Annotated in this window: 17 protein-coding genes and 1 tRNA gene; 12 read left to right on the forward strand and 6 right to left on the reverse strand. The window is 60.6% G+C overall.

What is annotated here, in order from left to right:
• Nucleotides 1-2 precede the first annotated feature (2 nt).
• Nucleotides 3-914 carry an ABC transporter permease subunit gene (locus ACQZ6F_RS24310; protein WP_068397026.1) on the forward strand — a complete coding sequence of 304 codons (912 nt, stop codon included), beginning with the start codon at nt 3-5 and terminating at the stop codon, nt 912-914.
• A 3-nt stretch (nt 915-917) separates the two neighbouring features.
• The gene (locus ACQZ6F_RS24315; RefSeq protein ID WP_068397023.1) at nt 918-1,733 is read left to right on the forward strand and encodes an ABC transporter permease subunit; all 816 of its coding nucleotides are present in this window, start codon (nt 918-920) and stop codon (nt 1,731-1,733) included.
• A 30-nt stretch (nt 1,734-1,763) separates the two neighbouring features.
• Here the strand turns inward: ACQZ6F_RS24315 and ACQZ6F_RS24320 are convergent, their stop codons facing one another.
• Complete coding sequence (locus tag ACQZ6F_RS24320; protein WP_449094363.1) at nt 1,764-3,665, reverse strand: AsmA family protein; 1,902 nt, start codon at nt 3,663-3,665, stop codon at nt 1,764-1,766.
• A gap of 164 nt (nt 3,666-3,829) precedes the next feature.
• On the opposite strand from ACQZ6F_RS24320, the gene ACQZ6F_RS24325 reads away from it, so the two are divergent.
• On the forward strand, nt 3,830-5,782 hold the full coding sequence (locus tag ACQZ6F_RS24325; protein WP_449094364.1) for an acetoacetate--CoA ligase: 1,953 nt from the start codon (nt 3,830-3,832) through the stop codon (nt 5,780-5,782).
• Between the two features lie 354 nt (nt 5,783-6,136).
• Entirely contained in the window at nt 6,137-8,095 is a 1,959-nt protein-coding gene (locus tag ACQZ6F_RS24330; RefSeq protein ID WP_449094365.1) for a DEAD/DEAH box helicase, read from the forward strand.
• A 17-nt stretch (nt 8,096-8,112) separates the two neighbouring features.
• Here ACQZ6F_RS24330 and ACQZ6F_RS24335 read toward each other — a convergent pair whose 3' ends face one another.
• Together ACQZ6F_RS24335 and ACQZ6F_RS24340 are read right to left on the reverse strand one after the other, a co-directional pair.
• Nucleotides 8,113-8,466: a hypothetical protein gene (locus tag ACQZ6F_RS24335; RefSeq protein WP_449094366.1), complete on the reverse strand. Its 354-nt coding sequence runs from the start codon at nt 8,464-8,466 to the stop codon at nt 8,113-8,115.
• A gap of 197 nt (nt 8,467-8,663) precedes the next feature.
• Nucleotides 8,664-9,560: a DMT family transporter gene (locus ACQZ6F_RS24340; protein WP_449094367.1), complete on the reverse strand. Its 897-nt coding sequence runs from the start codon at nt 9,558-9,560 to the stop codon at nt 8,664-8,666.
• 176 nt (nt 9,561-9,736) lie between these two features.
• Here ACQZ6F_RS24340 and ACQZ6F_RS24345 point away from each other — a divergent pair, with 176 nt between their 5' ends.
• Both ACQZ6F_RS24345 and ACQZ6F_RS24350 read left to right on the forward strand, forming a co-directional pair.
• A complete protein-coding gene (locus ACQZ6F_RS24345; protein ID WP_449094368.1) occupies nt 9,737-10,627 on the forward strand; it encodes a LysR family transcriptional regulator in 891 nt (296 codons plus the stop codon).
• Nucleotides 10,628-10,746: 119 nt separating this feature from the next.
• Entirely contained in the window at nt 10,747-11,148 is a 402-nt protein-coding gene (locus ACQZ6F_RS24350; protein ID WP_034488469.1) for a GFA family protein, read from the forward strand.
• A 20-nt stretch (nt 11,149-11,168) separates the two neighbouring features.
• Here the strand turns inward: ACQZ6F_RS24350 and ACQZ6F_RS24355 are convergent, their stop codons facing one another.
• On the reverse strand, nt 11,169-14,804 hold the full coding sequence (locus ACQZ6F_RS24355; protein ID WP_449094369.1) for an ATP-binding protein: 3,636 nt from the start codon (nt 14,802-14,804) through the stop codon (nt 11,169-11,171).
• Between the two features lie 222 nt (nt 14,805-15,026).
• Here ACQZ6F_RS24355 and ACQZ6F_RS24360 point away from each other — a divergent pair, with 222 nt between their 5' ends.
• Nucleotides 15,027-15,473, forward strand: a complete 447-nt coding sequence (locus ACQZ6F_RS24360) for a phasin (protein WP_068396997.1) — start codon at nt 15,027-15,029, stop codon at nt 15,471-15,473.
• 222 nt (nt 15,474-15,695) lie between these two features.
• A tRNA-His gene (locus ACQZ6F_RS24365) sits at nt 15,696-15,772 on the forward strand.
• A 52-nt stretch (nt 15,773-15,824) separates the two neighbouring features.
• Here ACQZ6F_RS24365 and ACQZ6F_RS24370 read toward each other — a convergent pair.
• Entirely contained in the window at nt 15,825-15,971 is a 147-nt protein-coding gene (locus ACQZ6F_RS24370) for a hypothetical protein (RefSeq protein WP_169055369.1), read from the reverse strand.
• 194 nt (nt 15,972-16,165) lie between these two features.
• On the opposite strand from ACQZ6F_RS24370, the gene ACQZ6F_RS24375 reads away from it, so the two are divergent.
• A complete protein-coding gene (locus tag ACQZ6F_RS24375; RefSeq protein WP_077471355.1) occupies nt 16,166-16,375 on the forward strand; it encodes a hypothetical protein in 210 nt (69 codons plus the stop codon).
• Between the two features lie 27 nt (nt 16,376-16,402).
• Here ACQZ6F_RS24375 and ACQZ6F_RS24380 read toward each other — a convergent pair whose 3' ends face one another.
• Nucleotides 16,403-17,284, reverse strand: a complete 882-nt coding sequence (locus ACQZ6F_RS24380; protein WP_449094370.1) for a LysR family transcriptional regulator — start codon at nt 17,282-17,284, stop codon at nt 16,403-16,405.
• A 112-nt stretch (nt 17,285-17,396) separates the two neighbouring features.
• On the opposite strand from ACQZ6F_RS24380, the gene ACQZ6F_RS24385 reads away from it, so the two are divergent.
• From ACQZ6F_RS24385 to rirA, 3 genes are all read left to right on the forward strand, one after another.
• A complete protein-coding gene (locus tag ACQZ6F_RS24385; protein ID WP_077471356.1) occupies nt 17,397-18,893 on the forward strand; it encodes a CoA-acylating methylmalonate-semialdehyde dehydrogenase in 1,497 nt (498 codons plus the stop codon).
• 143 nt (nt 18,894-19,036) lie between these two features.
• Nucleotides 19,037-19,384, forward strand: a complete 348-nt coding sequence (locus ACQZ6F_RS24390) for a VOC family protein (RefSeq protein WP_077471357.1) — start codon at nt 19,037-19,039, stop codon at nt 19,382-19,384.
• A 186-nt stretch (nt 19,385-19,570) separates the two neighbouring features.
• The gene (gene rirA, locus ACQZ6F_RS24395) at nt 19,571-20,059 is read left to right on the forward strand and encodes an iron-responsive transcriptional regulator RirA (RefSeq protein ID WP_068396983.1); all 489 of its coding nucleotides are present in this window, start codon (nt 19,571-19,573) and stop codon (nt 20,057-20,059) included.
• Nucleotides 20,060-20,267: the final 208 nt, after the last annotated feature.

Raw genomic sequence — 20,267 nt, forward strand, 5'->3', positions numbered from 1 at the left:
TCATGAGAGCGCTTGGTTCCTCCATCTATCAGCGCCTTGTCATCGTCATTCCCTATGCTTGGCTGCTGATCTTCTTCCTCGCACCCTTCCTCATCGTCTTCCGCATCTCGCTATCGACGAAGGTGCTTTCCGTCCCGCCCTACGATCCCTCATTCACCTGGACGGACAGCTTCGGCGACTGGTGGGACAAGCTGCAGACCATGTCGTTCGACAACTACGTGTGGTTGACGGGCGATCCGCTCTATATGAACGCCTATATACAGAGCCTGCAGATTGCCGGTATCTCGACCTTGTTGACGCTCATCATCGCCTATCCCATCGCCTACGGCATGGCGCAGGCGCCGCGAACGATCCGTCCCACGCTGCTCATGCTCGTCATCCTGCCGTTCTGGACGAGCTTCCTGATCCGCGTCTATTCCTGGATGTCGATCCTCAGCACCACGGGCCTCTTGAACCAGCTGCTGATGACGCTCGGCATCATCCATGAACCGCTGGTCATCCTCAACACCAATACGGCCGTCTATATCGGCATGGTCTATTCCTATCTGCCTTTCATGATCCTGCCGCTCTATGCCGCGCTGGAGAAGATGGACGGCACGCTGATCGAGGCGGCGCAGGATCTCGGCTGCACGCCGATCGGCGCCTTCTGGCGCGTCACCTTTCCGCTGTCGCTTCCAGGCGTTATCGCCGGCTGCATGCTGGTCTTCATTCCGGCCGTCGGCGAATTCGTCATTCCCGATCTGCTCGGCGGCTCGGAAACCCTGATGATCGGCAAGGTGCTCTGGACCGAATTCTACAGCAACACCGACTGGCCGCTGGCTTCGGCGGTGGCGACCATCCTCCTTCTGGTGCTGGTGGTGCCCATCGTCTTCTTCCAGCATTTCCAGGCCAAGGCCGACGAGAAAGGGAGATAACAGATGATCCGCTGGTCTCGCTTCAACATCGTCTCGGTCACGCTCGGTCTGGCCTTCCTCTATCTGCCGATCCTGCTGCTGGTCCTTTATTCCTTCAACCGGTCCCGGCTCGTCACCGTCTGGGGCGGCTTCTCGACGCAATGGTACGTGCACCTGTTGAGCAACGACACCATGCTGAGCGCTGCCTGGCTGACGGTGCGCATCGCGCTGCTGTCGGCAACCATCGCCACAGTGCTCGGCACTATGGCGGCGCTGACCCTGGTGCGCTACACGCGCTTCCGCGGGCGTATCCTGTTTTCGGGCATGATCTATGCGCCCCTGGTCATGCCCGACGTCATTACGGGCCTGTCGCTGCTGCTGCTCTTCGTGACCTCCGGCGTCGATCGCGGCTTCTGGACGATCGTCATGGCGCACACGACGCTGACCATGTGCTTTGTCGCCGTCGTCGTGCAGTCTCGCCTCTTGACCTTCGACCGCTCGATCGAGGAAGCGGCGCTGGATCTGGGCGCTCCGCCGGTGCGCACCTTCTTCGAGATTACTCTGCCGATCATCGCGCCGGCGGTATTCTCCGGCTGGGTGCTGGCTCTGACCCTGTCGCTCGACGATCTGGTGATTGCAACCTTCGCGTCCGGCGCCGGCGCCAAGACGCTGCCGATGCTGATCTACAGTCAGGTCAAGCTCGGCGTGACGCCGGAGATCAACGCCATCTGCACCATCCTGATCGGGGTCGTCGCCATCGGCGTCATTTGCGCCTCCATTGTGACCAAGCGCCGCGAGGTACAGCGCCAAAGGGACGAGCAGGCTGCAGCCGCAGGCTGAGGCGCGGCCGTCACTTGTGTCGGGAGAAGCCTAAGGCTCCTGCGGCTGCACAGGCTTCTGCAGCAATGTCGTCACCGGCGAGACGACCGGATTCGGCCAGCTGCCGCCAAGGAAGAACGGCAGCATCGGCAGTTCGTCGGCATCGGAAGGCGAGGTCGCCTCGATCGCTCCCGACAACGCCAGACCATTGGTGCGGAAGGGAACCACGCCGTTCAGTGTGATCGTCTCGTTGCGGCCGGTGATTGCTGCGTTCTGCACCTCTGCCGAACCCTTGGCAAAGCTCGCATCGATATTGATGCTGTCGAAATCGAAAGTCGCATCGGCGATGTCGCTCATCCGGAAGAAGGCCTTCTCGGTAGCCAGGGACCGGAAGGACGAGATGTCGAATTGACGGAAAGACCCCGCGGACGACTTGAAATGCATCTGGCCTGCAACGTCGCTCAGCGTGGCAACCCAGATCGGCCGGGTCGTGCTCAAGGCTAGATCAAGAGATCCCGATGTTGTCAGCGGCAGCGGGCCTTCCAGCTTGAGTCGGGTGAAGAGCCCGCCGAAATCCGCATTGCGGATCGATATCTGCAGCTTGCCACCGCCGTCGAAGTCGCCCGGAGCGACCTCGAGATGCGCGGTCAACGAGCCACCTTCAAAGCCGCTGTCGGCGATATCGAATTTTGCCTTGCCGCCTGCAACCAGCAGGCTGGCGCCGATATTGTCGAACTGGAATGGGCCAAGCCCCGCCTTGTTGGACGAGAGGCGCAAGTCGAGATCGAGGCGTTGCAGGGGATTGCCGTTCAGAATGGCATTGATGGCAGTCTCGGCGGCGAGACGCATGGAGAAGGCGGCCAGGAACGGATTGAGGTTCATCTGGTCGAAGGCGAGCGTGCCGGAAATTTTCGGCTTTCCGGCGGGCGTGTAGTTCAGGTCCATGACGCCGGAAGCCGCGGAATCATTGACCTTGAAATTGAGATTGTCGAAGCGCAGGCCGTTCTGGATCGCGGCGACATCGGCATTGAGCGACACGTTCTTGAGCGCATCTGCGGCGGGCAGGCGTTGGCCGCTCCACGCCAGGAAGGACGGAACGTTCGGCACGCTGAGTTGGAGATTGCCCGATAGTGTCGAAAAGTCCGATATGCTTGTGGTGCCCGTGTAGGCCCAGCTGATCAACGGCGAGGAGAAGCTGGTCTTGGCATCCACGCTCTTGCCGGCAAAGAACAGCAGTGGCTGCGTCGAGTCGAAGTTGAGCTTGATGTCTTGATCGTTGAAGCGGGCAAGGATGACAGCCGTCATCGGTTGGGACAGCCGCGGCCATGATATGTCCGCGTTGACACCATTCATCTTGTAGAGGTTGCCGCTGCGCTCGTCGGTCATCTCGACGCTGCCATCCTCGATGGTCAGCGTGCCGATGGCGGCATCCTGTTCCTTGGGTATGGACACGCCCTGGGTGGAGGAGGCGTCCACCTGCTCGATCGCCTTGGAAAGGCGACCCTCGTTCGTCCAGTCGATCAGGCCGTTCTCGTCGCGACGGATGTAGAGGGTAGGGCGCAGGAAATGAAATTCATGAAAATGCGCGTGTCCGCGGATGGCCGATAGCAGCGAGAAATCCGCCGAGAGACTGTCGACATGTCCAAGAACCTTGCCGTTTCTTGCCGGTTCGCGAATGGTGACCTGATTGAGCGTCACGCGAGGTGTCGGCCAGAATTCGAGTGTCGGGTCGCCCTCGATCTGCGCCCTGTATCCCGTCCATTCAGAAAGCGCCTTTTCGATGCCGGAGCGAACCAGGCCGCTGGAGATCAGGAAAGGTGCTGTCGCTCTGAAGACAGCAAAGAGAATGAGGACTGTTAGAAGAATGATGCCGGTTGTACGGGCGACGGCAGGTAGCCAGCGCGAGGCCGATCGGATCGTCAACCGCCACTTGTTGTTTCTCGACGCTCTCATATCCCGTGGAAACTCTCAAACTGATAGGGACGATCTGCCTGTGTTGCCGGATATAGGAAATGTTTGGCGGATGCAAACATTGCACACTGGAAATGCCCACGACTCCGTGACTTTATAATGCGCTGCAGCATTGCTATATAGATCGAAAAGTGGGGGAGAGAAACATGCACGATCAAGACCTGCTCTGGACGCCATCGGAAGAATTTCGTCGTCAAAGCCCAATGTTTTCCTTCATGCAGGAATGCAACCGGCGTTTCGGCCTGTCAATCTCCGATTTCACCGGCCTGCATGCCTGGTCCATCGCCGATCGCGAGAATTTCTGGACCGCCGTTTGGGATTTCTGTGGCATCAAGGGACATCGCGGCGAGCGAGCGCTTGTTAATGGCGACCTCATGCTGGAAGCTCGTTTCTTTCCCGATGCAGAACTGAATTTCGCCGAGAACCTGTTGTCGAGAAGCGGCAAGGGCGATGCGCTGGTGTTCTGGGGCGAGGATAAGGTGCGCGATCGCTGGACCTGGGATCGGCTGGCTGAGACCGTATCACGCCTGCAGCAGGCCTACCGCGCGCTCGGCATCGGCAAGGGAGATCGGGTCGCGGCAATGATGCCGAACATGCCCGAAACCATTGCCTGCATGCTGGCAGCCACGTCGATCGGAGCGATCTGGTCCTCCTGCTCCCCGGATTTCGGCGAACAGGGCGTCATGGATCGGTTTGGCCAGATCGAACCGAAGCTTTTCATCGCCTGCAGCGGCTATCGGTATGGCGGCAAGCTTCAGGACGTCACGACCAAGGTCAGCGCCATCGCGCAGCGCCTGAACGTACCGACCTTGGTCGTACCCTATGCAGGCAGTGCCGATGCGGTGGTCGCGGCAACGCCCGGCGCACGGACGCTGGATGCTTTTGTCGCACCCTTTGAGGCAAAACCGGTCGAGTTTGTCCCCGTATCCTTCTCACATCCGCTGTTCATCCTGTTTTCTTCCGGCACGACCGGGGTGCCGAAATGCATCGTGCATTCGACAGGCGGCGCGCTATTGCAGCTCATCAAGGAGCATCGCCTGCATTGCGGCGTCGTTCCCGGCGAAAAGGTCTTCTATTTCACCACTTGCGGCTGGATGATGTGGAACTGGCTGGTGACTGGCCTTGCCGCCGGCGCGACGCTCTGCCTCTACGATGGCTCGCCCTTCGCTCCCGACGGCAACATCCTGTTCGACTACGCCCAGGAAGAGAAATTCGCGCTGTTCGGCACTTCGGCCAAATATATCGACGCCGTGCACAAGAGCGGCCTGACGCCGAAGACCTCGCATGACCTTTCAAGCTTGCGGCTGATGACCTCGACCGGTTCGCCGCTGTCGCCGGAAGGCTTCACTTTCGTCTATGAAGGCATCAAGGATGATATCCAGCTGGCCTCCATCTCCGGCGGCACCGATATCGTTTCCTGCTTCGTGCTCGGCAATCCGCTGCAGCCTGTCTGGCGTGGTGAAATCCAGGGGCCTGGCCTCGGCCTTGCCGTCGATGTCTGGAACGATGAAGGAAAGCCGGTGCGCGGTGAGAAGGGTGAACTGGTCTGTACCAAGGCCTTCCCCTCGATGCCTGTCATGTTCTGGAACGATCCGGAGCGCGCCAAATATCACGCTGCCTATTTCGAGCGTTTCGACAATGTCTGGTGTCACGGTGACTTCGCCGCTTGGACCGAGCATGGCGGCCTTATCATCCACGGTCGCTCGGACGCGACGCTAAACCCCGGTGGCGTGCGTATCGGTACCGCCGAAATCTACAATCAGGTCGAGCAGATCCCCGAAGTCCTGGAAGCGCTCTGCATCGGTCAGGATTGGGACGACGACGTCCGCGTTGTGCTCTTCGTCCGCCTGGCGGCTGGCGCCTCGCTGACGGAAGATCTGGTCAAGCAGATGAAGACCCGCATTCGAACGGGAGCCTCGCCGCGCCATGTGCCGGCCAAGATCATTGCGGTTGCCGATATTCCGCGGACCAAATCCGGCAAGATCGTCGAGCTTGCAGTGCGCGATGTGGTGCATGGTCGCCAGGTCAAGAACAAGGAAGCGCTCGCCAACCCCGAGGCGCTCGATCTCTTCGTCGGGCTGGAAGAGCTCAGGAGCTGAGGCCTCCCCAAAAACTGATGGGCAAACGATGACCCCCGTTTGGTAACGGCGCGTTAAGAAAGATTGGTCAAAGGTAAAAGCCAACTTGAGACCGTTCGCATGAGCTAGAGCGGATTGGAGCCGGCTTCTGGCTCCGGAGACATGAAGTTCACCGACTCGAGCTTTCTTTAGGCAGCATCATTCTCAAAGGCAGCGTCGTTCGCTGCCTTTTTTTCGTTCTGTCGCGCACAAATACGCATGTGCTCTGTACATTAGCTTGCCGAGCAAGTATGTGCAGGCCTGAAGAAGAGGCCTGCGACGTGCGGGCCACGATGATCCGTGCCGTTTGGCACGAAGAATTCCGAAAGACAAATTATGACCGAATTCGAAGGCATCGTTCCTGCGATTGCCCAGGCTTTGGCAAAGCGTGGTTATGAAACGCTGACGCCGGTGCAAAAGGCCATGCTCGATCCCGGCCTGGCCGGCAAGGATGCTCTCGTTTCAGCTCAGACAGGCTCGGGCAAGACGGTTGCCTTCGGTCTGGCGCTGGCGCCGACCCTGCTTGAAGGTGCGGAACGCTTTGGCCGCGCCGGCACGCCATTGGCTTTGGCGATCGCCCCCACCCGCGAACTGGCGCTACAGGTTCAGCGCGAGCTGGAATGGCTCTATGAACTGACGGGCGCGACAATCGTCTCCTGCGTCGGTGGCATGGACATGCGCACCGAGAAGCGGGCGCTGGAGCGTGGCGCGCACATTGTCGTCGGCACGCCGGGCCGCCTCTGCGACCATATTCGCCGCAACTCGCTGGATATTTCCGAGCTGAAGGCCGTCGTGCTCGATGAGGCCGACGAAATGCTCGATCTCGGCTTCCGCGAGGATCTCGAATACATCCTCGAGACTTCGCCGGCCGACCGGCGGACGCTGATGTTCTCAGCGACCGTGCCGCGCACCATTGCCAAGCTTGCCGAAAATTACCAGCGCGATGCGGTCCGTATCGCCACGGCTTCGGAAACAAAGCAGCACGTCGATATCGATTATCGCGCCCTGACCGTCACGCCGAGCGACAGGGAGAACGCCATCATCAACGTCCTGCGCTACTACGAAGCGCAGAATGCCATCGTCTTCTGCTCGACCCGTGCGGCGGTCAATCATCTGACGGCACGCTTCAACAATCGCGGCTTCTCCGTCGTAGCTCTCTCGGGCGAGCTTAGCCAGAGCGAGCGCACGCATGCGCTGCAGGCCATGCGCGATGGCCGCGCCCGCGTCTGCATCGCCACCGATGTCGCCGCCCGCGGCATCGACCTGCCGGGCCTCGATCTGGTGGTTCATGCCGACATACCGACCAATCCGGAAACCCTGCTGCATCGCAGCGGCCGCACCGGCCGTGCCGGCCGCAAGGGCGTCAGCGCCCTGATCGTGCCGCTCAGCGCACGCCGCCGCACCGAACGCCTGCTGGAGGCCGCTCGCCTGCGCGCCACCTGGGCAAAGCCGCCGTCTGCCGATGAGGTCAATGAGCGCGACGACGAGCGTCTGCTCGCCGATCCAATTTTCGCCGAACCTCTGCGGGAAGAAGAGCAGTCGCTGGTAAAGCAGCTGCTGGAAAGCCACGGCGCCGAGCAGATCGCGGCCGCATTCCTGCGTCACTATCGGGCGCGTCACTCCGCGCCGGAAGAGCTGCAGGACGTGCCGGCCGAAGGCGAGCGCAAGAAGCCTCGCCGTGACGATTTCCCGGTTACTCCCCGCGACGACGGCCCGGGTGCGGGACGCAATGATTTCACCGACGGTGTGTGGGTGTCGCTCTCAGTGGGGCGCAAGCAGAATGCCGAGCCGCGCTGGCTGATCCCGATGCTCTGCCGCAACGGCAACCTGACCAAGCGTGACATCGGCGCCATCAAGATGCAGCCGGAAGAAACCTTCGTCGAGTTCTCGCAGGAAGGCGCCGAGCGCTTCCTGGTCGCCATTGGCCCCGACAAGACGCTGGAACGCGGCATCCGCGTGAAGCCGCTCGACGGCGTACCGGATTTTTCGCAGAGCAGGCGGGAAGGGGCTTTCGAGAAAAAGAAGCCTTTCGCCGACCGAGGTCCCCGCCCGCAGGAGGGCGGCAAGCCGAAGTGGAAGTCCGATCGCAAGCCGGAACGGGCGCAAGCCGGCGAAGGTGGCGTTTCCGAGCGTTCCGACAAGAAGCCTTGGGTGAAGAAGGCCGGCAAGCCGAATTTCGCCAAGAACGACGGCGCTCCCCGGGGCGAAGGTGTTCCCAGGGGTGACGGTCCTCCCAAGAGCGGCAAGCCGAATTCCAGAGCCGCACGCAAGGCTGCAAAGGTGCGCGGCGAATAACCGGGTCGCTTCCGCGATCAGTTCGAAGGGTCGTCAGGGTCTGATTTTGCAGCCCTGCCGACCCAATAATGGTCGGATATGTTCCGGCCATTTTCGATGATGCGGGCAGCGATATCGGGGTTTCCACCCATGAACGTTTCCGGATCGGCGCCGCACAACAGAAGGAAAAGCTTCTGGTGGGCGACGGCGGCAAAATATTCGTATGCCGGCGGCGTCAACTCGGATCCAACAGAGCTCAATTCGTCAGCCGCCCGTTGGCGTGCCTTCTCAATCGCTGCATAGATCGTCGCCAACATCGCCTGTTCGGCTCGCTCCTGGATGTCGGCATATTGTCTCTCGTTGGGAGAGAGAACGGGGCAGCTCTCGTTCATCACGTGTGTCTCCTGCGTCGATGTTTCGGCCGGCCAATGCCACACGATTGCGTCCGCTTTAGGCCGTTCGCGAAGGAAGCCGCAGGGAACTTCGCCTTAGAGCATTTTCGCTTTTCTTCGAATCGCGAAAACGCTCTATCTCTTTGTTGTTACGCATTCCGGACGGAAAACCGCTGCGCACTTTTCCTGGAAATGCTCTAGCTGCGCGAAGTCAGCCATACCCCGACCAGCGTCACCGCCAGCCCCGCGAACATCGCCATCGTCAGCGGTTCTGAAAACAGGGCCCAGGCCCAGAGCATGGTCACCGGTGGGCTCAGATAGATGGCGGCGCTCACCTGTGCCACCGGGAAAAGACGAAGGCTGGCATAATAGACCGAATAGGCGACAAAGGTTGCGATCAGAACCAGCCAGACAATGCCGATGGCGAAGCCGGGCGTTAGCGGCGGGGCAAGACTGCCCTGCATCATGGCGCAGGCGCCGAACAGCACCGAAGCCGTAAGGGTATGGATGCACAGGCTCTGATGAACGGGCATGTGCCCGGTGCGCTGTCGCTTGTGCAGGACCGAGGCAAAAGCAAAGACGAGCATGGAGCCGACCGTCACGCCATAGGCCCAGACGGGAGCCGCGCCAAAACTGAGACTATCCACCGAGACGATCAGCACGCCCGCCACAGCAATTGCCGTTCCCAGCCATTGGCGTCGGCTCAACCGTTCTCCGAGAACAGGTTGGGAAAGGGCAGCGATCGCGAGCGGAAGCAGATCGGAGATCAGCGCCACCAGTCCTGTCGGCACGCGCTGCTCGATCGCCAGTGCGAAGCCGCCGAGATAGAGGAAGACCGACATCACGCCGAACAGCATCTGCTGCCCTATCGCCCGCATTCGCATCCGTGGCCCTATCGCCAAGGCGAAAGGCAGCAGGATCAAACCCGATAGAAGCGTGCGCCAGAACAGGACCAGCATGACGCTTGCCTCTTGGCTGGCATAGCGAATGCCAATGAAGCCGGAGCTCCAGCTGATAATCAGAAGCCCGGCCAGCAAGGGCCAAAGGAAACGGCGTTCACCTGGCGCTGGCCGGGATAGGTATTGGTCTGTCATTGTGCTCCCGATCGAATATGCTGCACCATTAAGCAATAGGGGAGCGCTGGCTCGATGGCATATGACAAATATCGATCATGACATGACATCTTAGTCCTATAGCTCATGAACATTTGCCAGATACAGCCGCAACATGGCATTCTGCTTGGCAAGCCATCATCGAGGTTGAGTGTGCCATGACCGAATTGACGAGCCGCCGTTTGGAAATCGACGCTTTGCGTGCCCTCTGGGCGATCCGTCATCATGGCGGTATCACCCGCGCCGCTGAAGCCCTGGGCCTGTCGCAATCGGCCGTCAGCCACAAGATCAAGCGGCTTGAGACGAGCCTCGATTGCGATCTCTTGAGCCGCAAGCCTGGCGCGTCGATGTTCACCGCTGCGGGCGAGGATCTGCTCGATTATGCCGGGCGCATTCTCGGCCTGCATGACGAGGCGCTGCTGAGCCTGTCCAAGACCTCGCTTGCCGGCCGCGTTGCCCTCGGCCTGACCGAGGATACGACCTGCACTGATCTTGCCCGCATATTGGGGCGTTTCCGCCGCCTGCATCCGAATGTGTCCGTGCGCACCAAGGTTCGCATGAGCCTGGTTCTGCGGGGCATGCTCGACCGAGGAGAACTCGACGCCGCCATCATCCAGGTTTTCGTCCATGAGGTCCGTCCGACGGATGCCGTTCTCTTTCGGGAGCAGCTTCACTGGGTCAAGCACCCTGAGCTGACCTTAGCTCCGGACGGCCCGATACCGTTCCTGTCCTTCGACGATGAATGCTTCTATCGCCGCTGGGCGCTCGATATCGGGCAGGATGGCGGCGTTGTCCTCGAAACCGTGTTCGAATGCACCAGCTCGGCCGGAATCATCGCGGCGGTCAGCGCTGGCCTGGGCGTGGCTCTTTTGAACGGTCGTCACCTGCTGCCCGACATGGAGGTCATCAGCCATGGGCTGCCAACGCCGCCCGCCTTGGCCTATGTGGTGCGCCGCGGCCGCAAGGTGAGAAACCCCGCGCTGGATACGCTCATTGCCGAGATAGAGAGCGAAATCAGCCGTTACGGCGGTCTGGCTCTGGCGAGCTGAGCCGATGGATGTCAGGCCGGAAAGGGCTCGATCTCTTGCAAGAGATCGCTATTTGCAGCCACTATCCGATTGAGGCAGAATGCCACCTGCTACCATGCGGTGAGGGGAGCGCATAACTCATGCTGATCGGCTCATGTCATTGCGGCAAGACAGGCTGGACGCTTGAAGGCGATCCTGGCTCGATCACGGCCTGCAACTGTACGCTCTGCCGGCGCTATGGCGCGCTGTGGGCCTATGATTACGAAGGAGAACGGATCTCCGTCACCGGGCAGACGGCGTCCTATACTCGGGCCGAGGAAAAGCAGCCGTCGCTCGAAATATTGTTTTGCCCGTCGTGCGCCAATGTATTGAGCTGGCGCGGCTTGCGGCTCCAGAAAGATGGCCGCCGCCGTATGGCGGTCAATCTTCGGCTGGCACCCCCGGATCTCGTTGATGACCTGCCGATCGATCATTTCGACGGGCTGGACACATTCGAAGACCTCCCGTCCAAGGGACGGTGCGTGCGCGATCTCTGGTTTTGATGGCGGGCCGGCGATCTCACTCAGTTCGCCAGCACTCTCGGTGACGGGAAGGTGACTTCCACCAGCGTCCCCTCGTTGGGCGAGGAGTTGATCGAGAAGGTGGCGCGGTTGGCGTCAACCATGGCTTTGGTCAGCGGCAGACCAAGGCCGGTGCCGTCGCCGCGTTTGCGCGCATTGGTCGCCACCTGCCGGAAGGGCTTCATCGCCTGTTCGAGTTCCGAGCGGGTCATGCCGACGCCGGTGTCTCGGATGCGTAAGACTACGCTGCCATTGCCTTCATAGGACGTCGACACGACGATCTGGCCGCCAGACGGCGTGAAGCGGATGGCATTCGAGAGGATGTTCAGGGCGATCTGCTTGATCGAACGCAGATCGGCCACGACATTCGGCACAGCCTGCGAAAGCGCGGTGCGGATGATCACGCGCTGGCTGTTGGCCTGCGGCTGCACCAGCGACACGGCCTCGGTGATCGCCTCGTTGAGGCCGACCGACGCGAATTCCAGATCCATCTCGCCGGCTTCGATCTTGGAGATGTCCAGCAGGTCGTTGACGATATCGAGCACATGCCGGCCCGAGCGGCCGATATCGGTCGCATATTCGATGTAGCGCGAATGGCCGATGGGGCCGAAACGCTCTCCGGCCATCATGTCGGAAAAGCCGATGATGGCGTTGAGCGGCGTGCGGATCTCGTGGCTGACGCGGGCAAGGAAATCGGTCTTGTGGGCATTGGCGGTTTCGGCGGCGCGCTTGGCGTTGCGCAGCTCTTCCTCGGTGCGCTTCCACTGCGTGATGTCGCGGATGACGGCGCAATAACCGTTGGAGGAGTTGAGCTGGCCCATGGTCATGAACAGCGGCAGGAAGCCGCCGGATGCCTCACGCCCGATTACTTCGCGACCGTCGTTGAGCACACTGGCAACGCCATGGCCGGAAAGGCCGCCGAGATAGTCGAGTACAGCCTTCTGGCTCTCATGGGCAAACAGCATGACGAAGGGCTTGCCGCGGATTTCCTGGTCATCGTAGTTGAAGAGTGCGCTTGCCGAGCGGTTCATGGAGCGGATCTCGCCGTCCTGGCCAACGATGATGACGCCATCGGTCGCGGTCTCAAGCGTCGAGCGCAGTTCCTCGATCTCCACCTGCAGCTTGGCGACCTTCTCGAGAATACGTTCGGGGCGGGCTTCCTCCGGTACGGGTTCCGGCGGCGGGGTTGCCGTCTTTTCCACGGGCATCAATGCCAGCATCAAGGCGGTGCCGTCTTCCCAGCGGATCGATTGCAGCCGCGCGGTCACCGGCACCAGCGCATCATCGGCGCGCACGACCATCATCGTGCCCGGCTGTTCGGTCTTGCCTTCAAGATCGTTGCGCTGCAGGAGGGCATCCAGCCCACCGACCTGTTCGAGACCCTCCAGATTCTCATAGCCGGTCAGCCGCAGGAATTCCGGGTTGCCGTGGATCAACCGGTCGCCGGCATGAACGAGGACGGCGAGCGGCAGCTGGTCGACGATATCGACTGACAGACCGGTGCGCATCTTGACGCGCGGCGGGATGGCTGTGCTCAGGGCATCGAGCGGATCGAAATCCTCTTCCGGCTCGCTGGATGTGACCGATGTCTCAGGCTGAGGAGTGTGGTCGACCGTCACTGCCGTCTCGATAGGCTCGACCGTATCTTCCGTTAAGGAAGCCTCGGCCCGCGGCGCCGTGCTTTCATGGCTGGACTCGACATTGTCGTTGTCGTTTCCGATCGCCGTTTCAGGCGTCTCGGAAAGGAGCTCATCGGCTGCATTTGCCTGCGGGGCGATATCGACATTCTCTGCAGCGGGCTCGATCGGGGCCTGTTCGACAGGCGGTTCGGTACGCTTGCCGAAGGGTTCCAGCTGCCGGGCAATTTCGCGGAAGGCGGCTTGCTCGCTCAGCGAAAGGCCTGCCTGCGTCAACGTCCGGTGTTCGTGCAGGCGGATAATCTTGTCCGTTTCCCGGCGGTTTGGCGTCTCGGCAATATGAAGGGCGGGCGGTTCGTAATGGGGTGTGCCAACATCTTCCGCTGCTTCGCGCGCTGTGTTTTCGGCCTCTTCGATCGCGGTGGGGCCTTCCAGCTCGGCGGCTGGCGGTTCGTTTGAGGTTGCTTCCGTCTCTGCGGGTTGATCGGCAGCTTCTGGCGCAGCGGCCTGCTGGTTGCCTTCGAGATCCAGCGACATGCCGCGCTTCGCCGGATCTTCGATGACATCCGCCAAGCGAACGACGCCGAAGCCCCTGAAACCGTCGAATTCGCGACTGCGTGTATAGGTCGGCAGAGCCGCCAGATCGACCGGCACCATCAGGCTGGTGCCTTCAACCGGCCAATAGATCGTGCGACCCGACCAGGTGTCGCGCCTTGCCAGAAGTTCGGCGATCTTGCCATCCGGATCGAGATTGAAGCGCGCGGCGATATCGGCAAAGGCGCTGCCGGCTATTTTTGCCGCATGCGGCCCCACGGCATCGGCGAATTCGCGCGAAACCTCGCTGAAACGACCGGCAGCATCGATCTTCCAGACGAAACGGGTAGCACGGCCATTGCGCTTGAAGGCAAAGCCCTCCGCAGAATGGTCTTCGGTGCTGGTTGCCTCGGGCAGAGCCGGCTCGGGGTTGTCGGCGGTCTGGCTGTCTGCGACGTGATCTTCGCGATGGTCAGGCGCTTCCAGGTGCTGTTCGTCGGCTTGAGCCGCAGCCTCGATATCGGCTTGGCTTGCTCCATCCAGCAGGGCAAGCGCGTGGGTATCTTCGGCAGTCTCCTCGGTGGCCGGAATGGCTTCGGGCTGCTCGTCTGGCTGATATTCCGGTGTCTCGTCCAATTCCTCGATGCCGGCAACCGCGTCGATGACGTCGCCGAAGGGCGCTGCCAGTACGGGTTTTGCCGTTTCGTCGACTGCCGCTGCCTCGAGTTCGGCGCGGGCCTCTTCAGCCTGTGGTTCAACTGCGGCTGCGCTTGCCGGGTTCTCCGTCGGATCAAGGTGGCCGAGCACGGTCTCGACCACGAACAGCAGATGCAATGCGGGAATTTCCGCCAGCTTGCCGATGGCGGCCGGCAGATAGCCGCGGCCGGTCGGGATCGGCCGCTTGATCAGGCGATCCGGCTGCGCGCCGGCCATGGTGGTCAGCATCCGCGCCGTCTGTGGCGTTATGCCGAGTGTCGCAAAGCGGGTGGAGGCGGAGATGACTTCGCCGTCGCGGCCGATGACGGCCATGTGGGTATCGGGATCATCGAAGCCGTCGATCATGCGCCGGGCGCATTCGGCCGGTGCCATCGGCTTGGCCGAGACCGGCGATGAGAACAGGATGGCCTCTTCGCCCGCCTGGATGCGGATGAGCTCGACCGCCGCATTCACCACCGCGCGCTGGAAGCCGGAGGCCATGCGGATGAGGAAGGTGCGCTGGTCGCTGACGGCGCCAAGTCCGCGTGCCGTCGCCTCGATCTGGCGGAACGAGACGTCGCCATGCTTCGGCCCCTGGTCGAGGAAATCGTAAATGACATCAAAGCCGAAGAGGTTGGCGCCGGCGCCATTGGCCCACAGCACGCGATCCATCCCGGTCGAGAACATGACCATGGCTTCGCCACGAGCGAAGCGCTCCCGCACCCGCGGATGCACGGCAATGTCAATGAACGGATATTGAACTGCGGGCATATTCCAACCTGTTTTGCGGGCGTGACCGCCTCTCGTGTTTTAACGGTTTATTAATAACCGTGCCCTGCTTTCGGGTCCAGCGAAGGGCCCATCTTTCGGCCGGAAAGGTTAACGCGTTGTGCGCTGCAAAATTATGTTGCACTGCACAATCTTTTATATTATATAAGCCTCACACAGGTTCACGAAGGGCGCCTCGAAGAGGGCCCATATAGGAGCGTAATCATGGCTACTGTAAAGAAAGACGACGTTTTTTCAACGGCTGCATTCGATCCGTCCAAGCTCTCCGAATCCTTCCGCGACTTCGCGGAAAAGGGCGCTGTCCAGTCCAAGGAAGCCTTCGCCAAGCTGAAGACCGCCACTGAAGAAGCCGGCAAGACGGTTGAAGCAACCGTGCAGACCGCCCAGGCTGGTTCCGTCGAGATCGGCCTCAAGGCCATCGACGTTCTGCGCACCAATGCCGAAAGCTCGCTGGCGCACATGGAAGCGCTGCTTCGCGTCAAGTCCGTCGCCGAACTCTTCGAACTTCAGACCGCTTTCATTCGCAAGCAGGCAGAAGTCACCGTAGAGCAGGCCAAATCCATTCAGGAAACCACCAAGAAGGTTGCTGAAAAGCTGGCAAAGCCGGCCAAGGACGCCGCTGAAAAGGCAATGTCCTCCTTCAAGGCCTAATTTTTACGGTCAGCCTCCCAAGGCTTATATGTCCCGCTCCCAGGTGAAAGACCCGGAGGCGGGACTTTTCTTTTGGCAGGCCAGACGCGCTTTGCCCGATGAATGTCGAAGCACATCATTGTCTGGATATCTTTGAAGCTTTTTCACATTGCGGGGAGATAGGACTTGAAATAGTTTTAAAGTCCTCGTATGTCACCCCCGTTCGCGGCGACGCGAGCATGTGCGGTTGTAGCTCAGTTGGTTAGAGCGCAGGTTTGTGGCACCTGAGGTCGGAGGTTCGAGACCCCCCAACCGTACCATTTCTTCCCGAAGCCTATTGAAAACAGCATGCGCCCCACCGGCGAGCGTCGGCTATTTCTTGTCTTCCGGCTTCTTGGCCACGCGTCCGGGCGATATCGGATCGCTTGCCGGAAAAGTCTCTTCCAGAGCTTCTTCGAGATAGTCGTCCTGTTCCTTGCGCTGCTTTTCGTCGAGTTTCGGCTGCTTCTTATCGCTCATGATCCTGACTCCCTGATCCCTGCCTGAAATACTAGGCTCCGGCTGTCCTTTGTCCAGCTTCGTCGTTGGCGGATTGTCGCGGGCGAGGGTGCGTGGCCTTTCGCTCTTGGCGGTGCTGACGGCATTTATATTGGAACTGTGCGTGCTCCCCGTCGTTCTCTCGGTATCAAGCAACGAGACGAAAGGATCAGGCCATGTCTGTACCCAACGAGCCTATTCCAGAGTCGCCTCCGATGCCGGAACCCGGCTGGACGCCAAAGCCGCCGATTGAAGAGCCGCAGCCGGACAGGTTGCCGGACGAGGTCCCCGTTCCCAATCCGGATGAAAATGACGAGCCGCCGAAGCATGCAGCCGCTTCGGCGCTGCCGCATCCGCCTTCATGGTGGTGCGCCTTGATGCCGTGAGGTTTGTGGTGGCGAGGCACTATACCCTCACAAAAACATCCGCCGCTCTTCGCTGACCAGCTCCTGCAGGAAGTCGGCGACGGTACGCACCCGCACCAGATCGCGCGCGCTTTCATGATAGGTCGTCCAGTAGGCGCGCTTGATCGATACATCCGGCAGGATGCGGGTCAGCTCCGCAAATTGCCTGGCGACATAATCGTGCAGGATGCCGATGCCGGCGCCGGAGCGAACGGCTTCCGTCTGGCCGATGGCGGTGGAAATTTCGAAGGATGCATCCCAGCTGCGCATGATCTCGCCGGAGAAATTCAGCGAGGCGGTAAAGATCAGGTCTTCGACATAGCCGACGCGGGGATGCAGCTTCAGCGCCTCGATGCTATCCGGCAATCCGGCCTGTTCCAGGTAGGCTTTCGAGGCATAGAGGCCGAGCGTGTAGTCCGTCAGCTTGGAAGAGACGAGCCGGCCTTGCTCGGGGCGCTCCAGCGTGATGGCGATATCCGCTTCGCGCTGCGACAGCGAGAAGGACCGGGGAACGGGCACGAGCTGGATGCGCAGCTCCGGATAGCGGGCGATCAGCCGCCCGAGCCTGGGTGCCAGGAACGAGACACCGAAGCCATCCGGCGCGCCGATGCGCACCGTGCCGGTAATGGCGGTATCAAGATGGCCAATGCTTGCCTGGGCGCGCAGCATCTCGGTTTCCATGCGCTCGGCAGCATGCAGGAAAATTTCGCCCTCCGCTGTCAGGTCGCAGCCATTGGTGCGGCGCACGAGCAGCCGCGTCTTCAGCCGCTCCTCGAGCGTCGTCACGCGGCGGGAAAGCGTGGCATGGTTGACGCCGAGCCGCTTGGATGCGGCCAGAATCTGCCCCGTGCGAGCCACGGCGAGAAACATGCGGACGTCGTCCCAATCCATTTGCACATCCAGGGCTTTAATTTTTGCACAACGGTTGCTTATAACAGCTCATTGATTTGTGCAAATTGAAGTGCGATCCTGCACCCATCCAAGAAAACGAGGAGGCACACCCATGCAACAGATCGGTCATTTCATCGGCGGCAAGCACGTCGCCGGCACGAGCGGACGCACCAGCAACGTCTATAATCCGGCAACCGGCGAAGTGCAGGCGACCGTCTCGCTCGCCAGCGTCGAGGAACTCCGCGCCGCCGTCGAAAATGCCAAGGCAGCGCAGCCCAAATGGGCCGCCACCAATCCGCAGCGCCGCGCTCGCGTCTTCTTCAAGTTCGTCGAGCTCCTGAACCAGCATATGGACGAGCTGGCGACCCTGCTTTCCAAGGAGCATGGCAAGACGGTTGAGGATTCCAAGGGCGACCTCATTCGCGGCCTGGAAGTCTGCGAATTCGTCTGCGGCATTCCGCATCTCGCCAAGGGTGAGTTCACCGAAGGCGCCGGCCCGGCGATCGACATGTACTCCATCCGCCAGGCAGTCGGCGTTGGCGCCGGCATCACGCCGTTCAATTTCCCGGCCATGATCCCGATGTGGATGTTTGCGCCTGCGATCGCCTGCGGCAACGCTTTCATCCTGAAGCCGTCCGAGCGTGACCCCTCCGTGCCGCTCCGCCTTGCCGAGCTGATGATCGAAGCAGGCCTTCCGGCCGGCATCCTCAACGTCGTCAACGGCGACAAGACCGCCGTCGATGCCATCCTGACCGATCCGGATATTGCTGCCGTTTCCTTCGTCGGCTCCACCCCGATCGCCCGCTACGTCTATGGCACGGCTGCCATGAACGGCAAGCGCGCCCAGTGCTTCGGCGGCGCCAAGAACCACATGATCATCATGCCGGATGCCGACATGGATCAGGCCGTCAACGCCCTGATGGGTGCCGGCTACGGCTCGGCTGGCGAGCGCTGCATGGCGGTCTCCGTCGCAGTGCCTGTTGGCGAGGATACCGCCAACCGTCTCGTCGAGAAGCTGGTGCCGAAGATCGAATCCCTGCGCATCGGCCCCTATACCGACGACAAGGCCGATCTCGGCCCGCTCGTCACCAAGGATGCCTACAACCGCGTTACCGGCCTGATCGACCGTGGCGTCGAGGAAGGCGCCAAGCTCGTCGTCGACGGCCGTGGCTTCAAGCTGCAGGGCTATGAAGACGGCTACTTTGTCGGTGGCACGCTGTTCGACCACGTCACGCCGAGCATGGATATCTACAAGACCGAGATCTTCGGACCGGTTCTGTCGGTCGTGCGTGCCAAGAACTATGAAGACGCGCTCGAGCTGCCGATGAAGCACGAATATGGCAACGGCGTTGCCATCTACACCCGCGACGGCGATGCCGCCCGCGACTTCGCCTCGCGCATCAACATCGGCATGATCGGTGTCAACGTTCCGATCCCGGTTCCGCTCGCCTATCACTCATTCGGCGGCTGGAAGGCTTCCAGCTTCGGTGATCTCAACCAGCACGGTACGGATTCGATCAAGTTCTGGACGCGCACCAAGACGATTACCGCCCGCTGGCCGTCCGGCATCAAGGACGGTGCTGAATTCGTCATGCCGACGATGAAATAAGCGTCGCGATTTTAGACTGGCATCGACCGTCGCCCGACAGATTTGCGGGCGGCGGTTTTTATTGCATTGGTTTTCGATAGAGTGATCTTGTCTGTATCGTCGTTTTGGATTAGAACAAAACGAGAACAATGGGAGGGCCGTTGATGTCCGCGACCTATCAGATCGACTATCTCGAATTTCCGTCGAAAGATGGCCTCAAGACCCGGCGCTTCTTCGAGGAAGCCTTTGACTGGAGCTTCATCAGCTATGGGCCGACCTACCACGTGATCGAAGCAGCCGGCATAGATGCCGGTATTGACGGGAATGCCGGGGAGGCGGCGGGCGCACCCTTGCCCGTGGTCCGCACCACCGATCTGGAAGCCGCCCAGCGCGCGGTCGAGTTTGCCGGCGGTGTCATAACCCGCCCCGCATTTGATTTCCCCGGCGGCCGGCGCTTTCATTTCCGCGAACCGGGTGGTTGTGAAATGGCGGTCTGGATTGCCGTGCCTTAAGCGCTTCAGCTCAGGCGCCGCTGCGCCTCCATTGTGAGCGGTATAGGCCTGCTGTGCGAAATGAGTGCGTTACCCGGGCTCTCGAAATACGTGAATATTAATTTCATATTTTGGAATTGTTCAAAACTAAGAAAGCCACTATATACCATCCGACCCCCTAAGCAGCCTCGATTCCAGGAGATCGGCATGCGCTTGACGAAACAGACCAATTACGCAGTGCGCATGTTGATGTATTGCGCTGCCAATGACGGCCATCTGAGTCGCATCCCGGAGATCGCGAAGGCATATGGCGTCTCCGAGCTCTTCCTGTTCAAGATCCTGCAGCCGCTGACAAAGGCCGGCCTCGTTGAAACCGTTCGCGGCCGCAACGGCGGCGTTCGCCTCGGCAGAGCGGCAACCGCGATCAGCCTCTTCGACGTTGTTCGCGTAACGGAAGATAGCTTCGCCATGGCGGAATGCTTCGAGGACGGCGTCGTAGAATGCCCGCTGGTCGATAGCTGCGGTCTCAATTCGGCGCTGCGCAAGGCCTTGAATGCGTTCTTCGATGTTCTGACCGAATATTCCATCGATGATCTCGTCAAGGCGCGCCCGCAGATCAACTTCCTGCTCGGCCTGACGGATGTGGATCACCGGGTGATCGCCAAGAAGCCGTCGATCACTGCACCCGCGGCCTGATCGTCCGCGTTCAATCGTTTGATGCTTTCCATCCGTGGTTGCTGTCGGCAGCCGCGGATTTTTGTTTTTATTGCCTCGTATCCGGGCAGTGGATGATGAACGGATCGCGATGGGAAAGCGTCAAATCATCCTGAATCTGATAAAATCACGCAAAATTTCGGCAGAATATTACCAATCCAGAGGTTTTTTCGTCCGAAAATTTCCAAAC

The sequence above is a fragment of the Rhizobium sp. A22-96 genome (genome assembly GCF_053521805.1).

Excerpts from the sequence above, each read along its gene's own strand:
- ACQZ6F_RS24345 (WP_449094368.1), top strand. The coding sequence starts at position 9,737 with ATGACCGAATTGACGAGCCGCCGTTTGGAAATCGACGCTTTGCGTGCC.
- ACQZ6F_RS24315 (WP_068397023.1), top strand. The coding sequence starts at position 918 with ATGATCCGCTGGTCTCGCTTCAACATCGTCTCGGTCACGCTCGGTCTG.
- ACQZ6F_RS24380 (WP_449094370.1), bottom strand. The coding sequence starts at position 17,284 with ATGGATTGGGACGACGTCCGCATGTTTCTCGCCGTGGCTCGCACGGGG.
- ACQZ6F_RS24330 (WP_449094365.1), top strand. The coding sequence starts at position 6,137 with ATGACCGAATTCGAAGGCATCGTTCCTGCGATTGCCCAGGCTTTGGCA.
- ACQZ6F_RS24350 (WP_034488469.1), top strand. The coding sequence starts at position 10,747 with ATGCTGATCGGCTCATGTCATTGCGGCAAGACAGGCTGGACGCTTGAA.
- ACQZ6F_RS24390 (WP_077471357.1), top strand. The coding sequence starts at position 19,037 with ATGTCCGCGACCTATCAGATCGACTATCTCGAATTTCCGTCGAAAGAT.
- ACQZ6F_RS24310 (WP_068397026.1), top strand. The coding sequence starts at position 3 with ATGAGAGCGCTTGGTTCCTCCATCTATCAGCGCCTTGTCATCGTCATT.
- ACQZ6F_RS24375 (WP_077471355.1), top strand. The coding sequence starts at position 16,166 with ATGTCTGTACCCAACGAGCCTATTCCAGAGTCGCCTCCGATGCCGGAA.
- ACQZ6F_RS24320 (WP_449094363.1), bottom strand. The coding sequence starts at position 3,665 with ATGAGAGCGTCGAGAAACAACAAGTGGCGGTTGACGATCCGATCGGCC.
- ACQZ6F_RS24370 (WP_169055369.1), bottom strand. The coding sequence starts at position 15,971 with ATGAGCGATAAGAAGCAGCCGAAACTCGACGAAAAGCAGCGCAAGGAA.
- ACQZ6F_RS24355 (WP_449094369.1), bottom strand. The coding sequence starts at position 14,804 with ATGCCCGCAGTTCAATATCCGTTCATTGACATTGCCGTGCATCCGCGG.
- ACQZ6F_RS24335 (WP_449094366.1), bottom strand. The coding sequence starts at position 8,466 with ATGAACGAGAGCTGCCCCGTTCTCTCTCCCAACGAGAGACAATATGCC.
- ACQZ6F_RS24325 (WP_449094364.1), top strand. The coding sequence starts at position 3,830 with ATGCACGATCAAGACCTGCTCTGGACGCCATCGGAAGAATTTCGTCGT.
- ACQZ6F_RS24340 (WP_449094367.1), bottom strand. The coding sequence starts at position 9,560 with ATGACAGACCAATACCTATCCCGGCCAGCGCCAGGTGAACGCCGTTTC.
- rirA (WP_068396983.1), top strand. The coding sequence starts at position 19,571 with ATGCGCTTGACGAAACAGACCAATTACGCAGTGCGCATGTTGATGTAT.
- ACQZ6F_RS24360 (WP_068396997.1), top strand. The coding sequence starts at position 15,027 with ATGGCTACTGTAAAGAAAGACGACGTTTTTTCAACGGCTGCATTCGAT.
- ACQZ6F_RS24385 (WP_077471356.1), top strand. The coding sequence starts at position 17,397 with ATGCAACAGATCGGTCATTTCATCGGCGGCAAGCACGTCGCCGGCACG.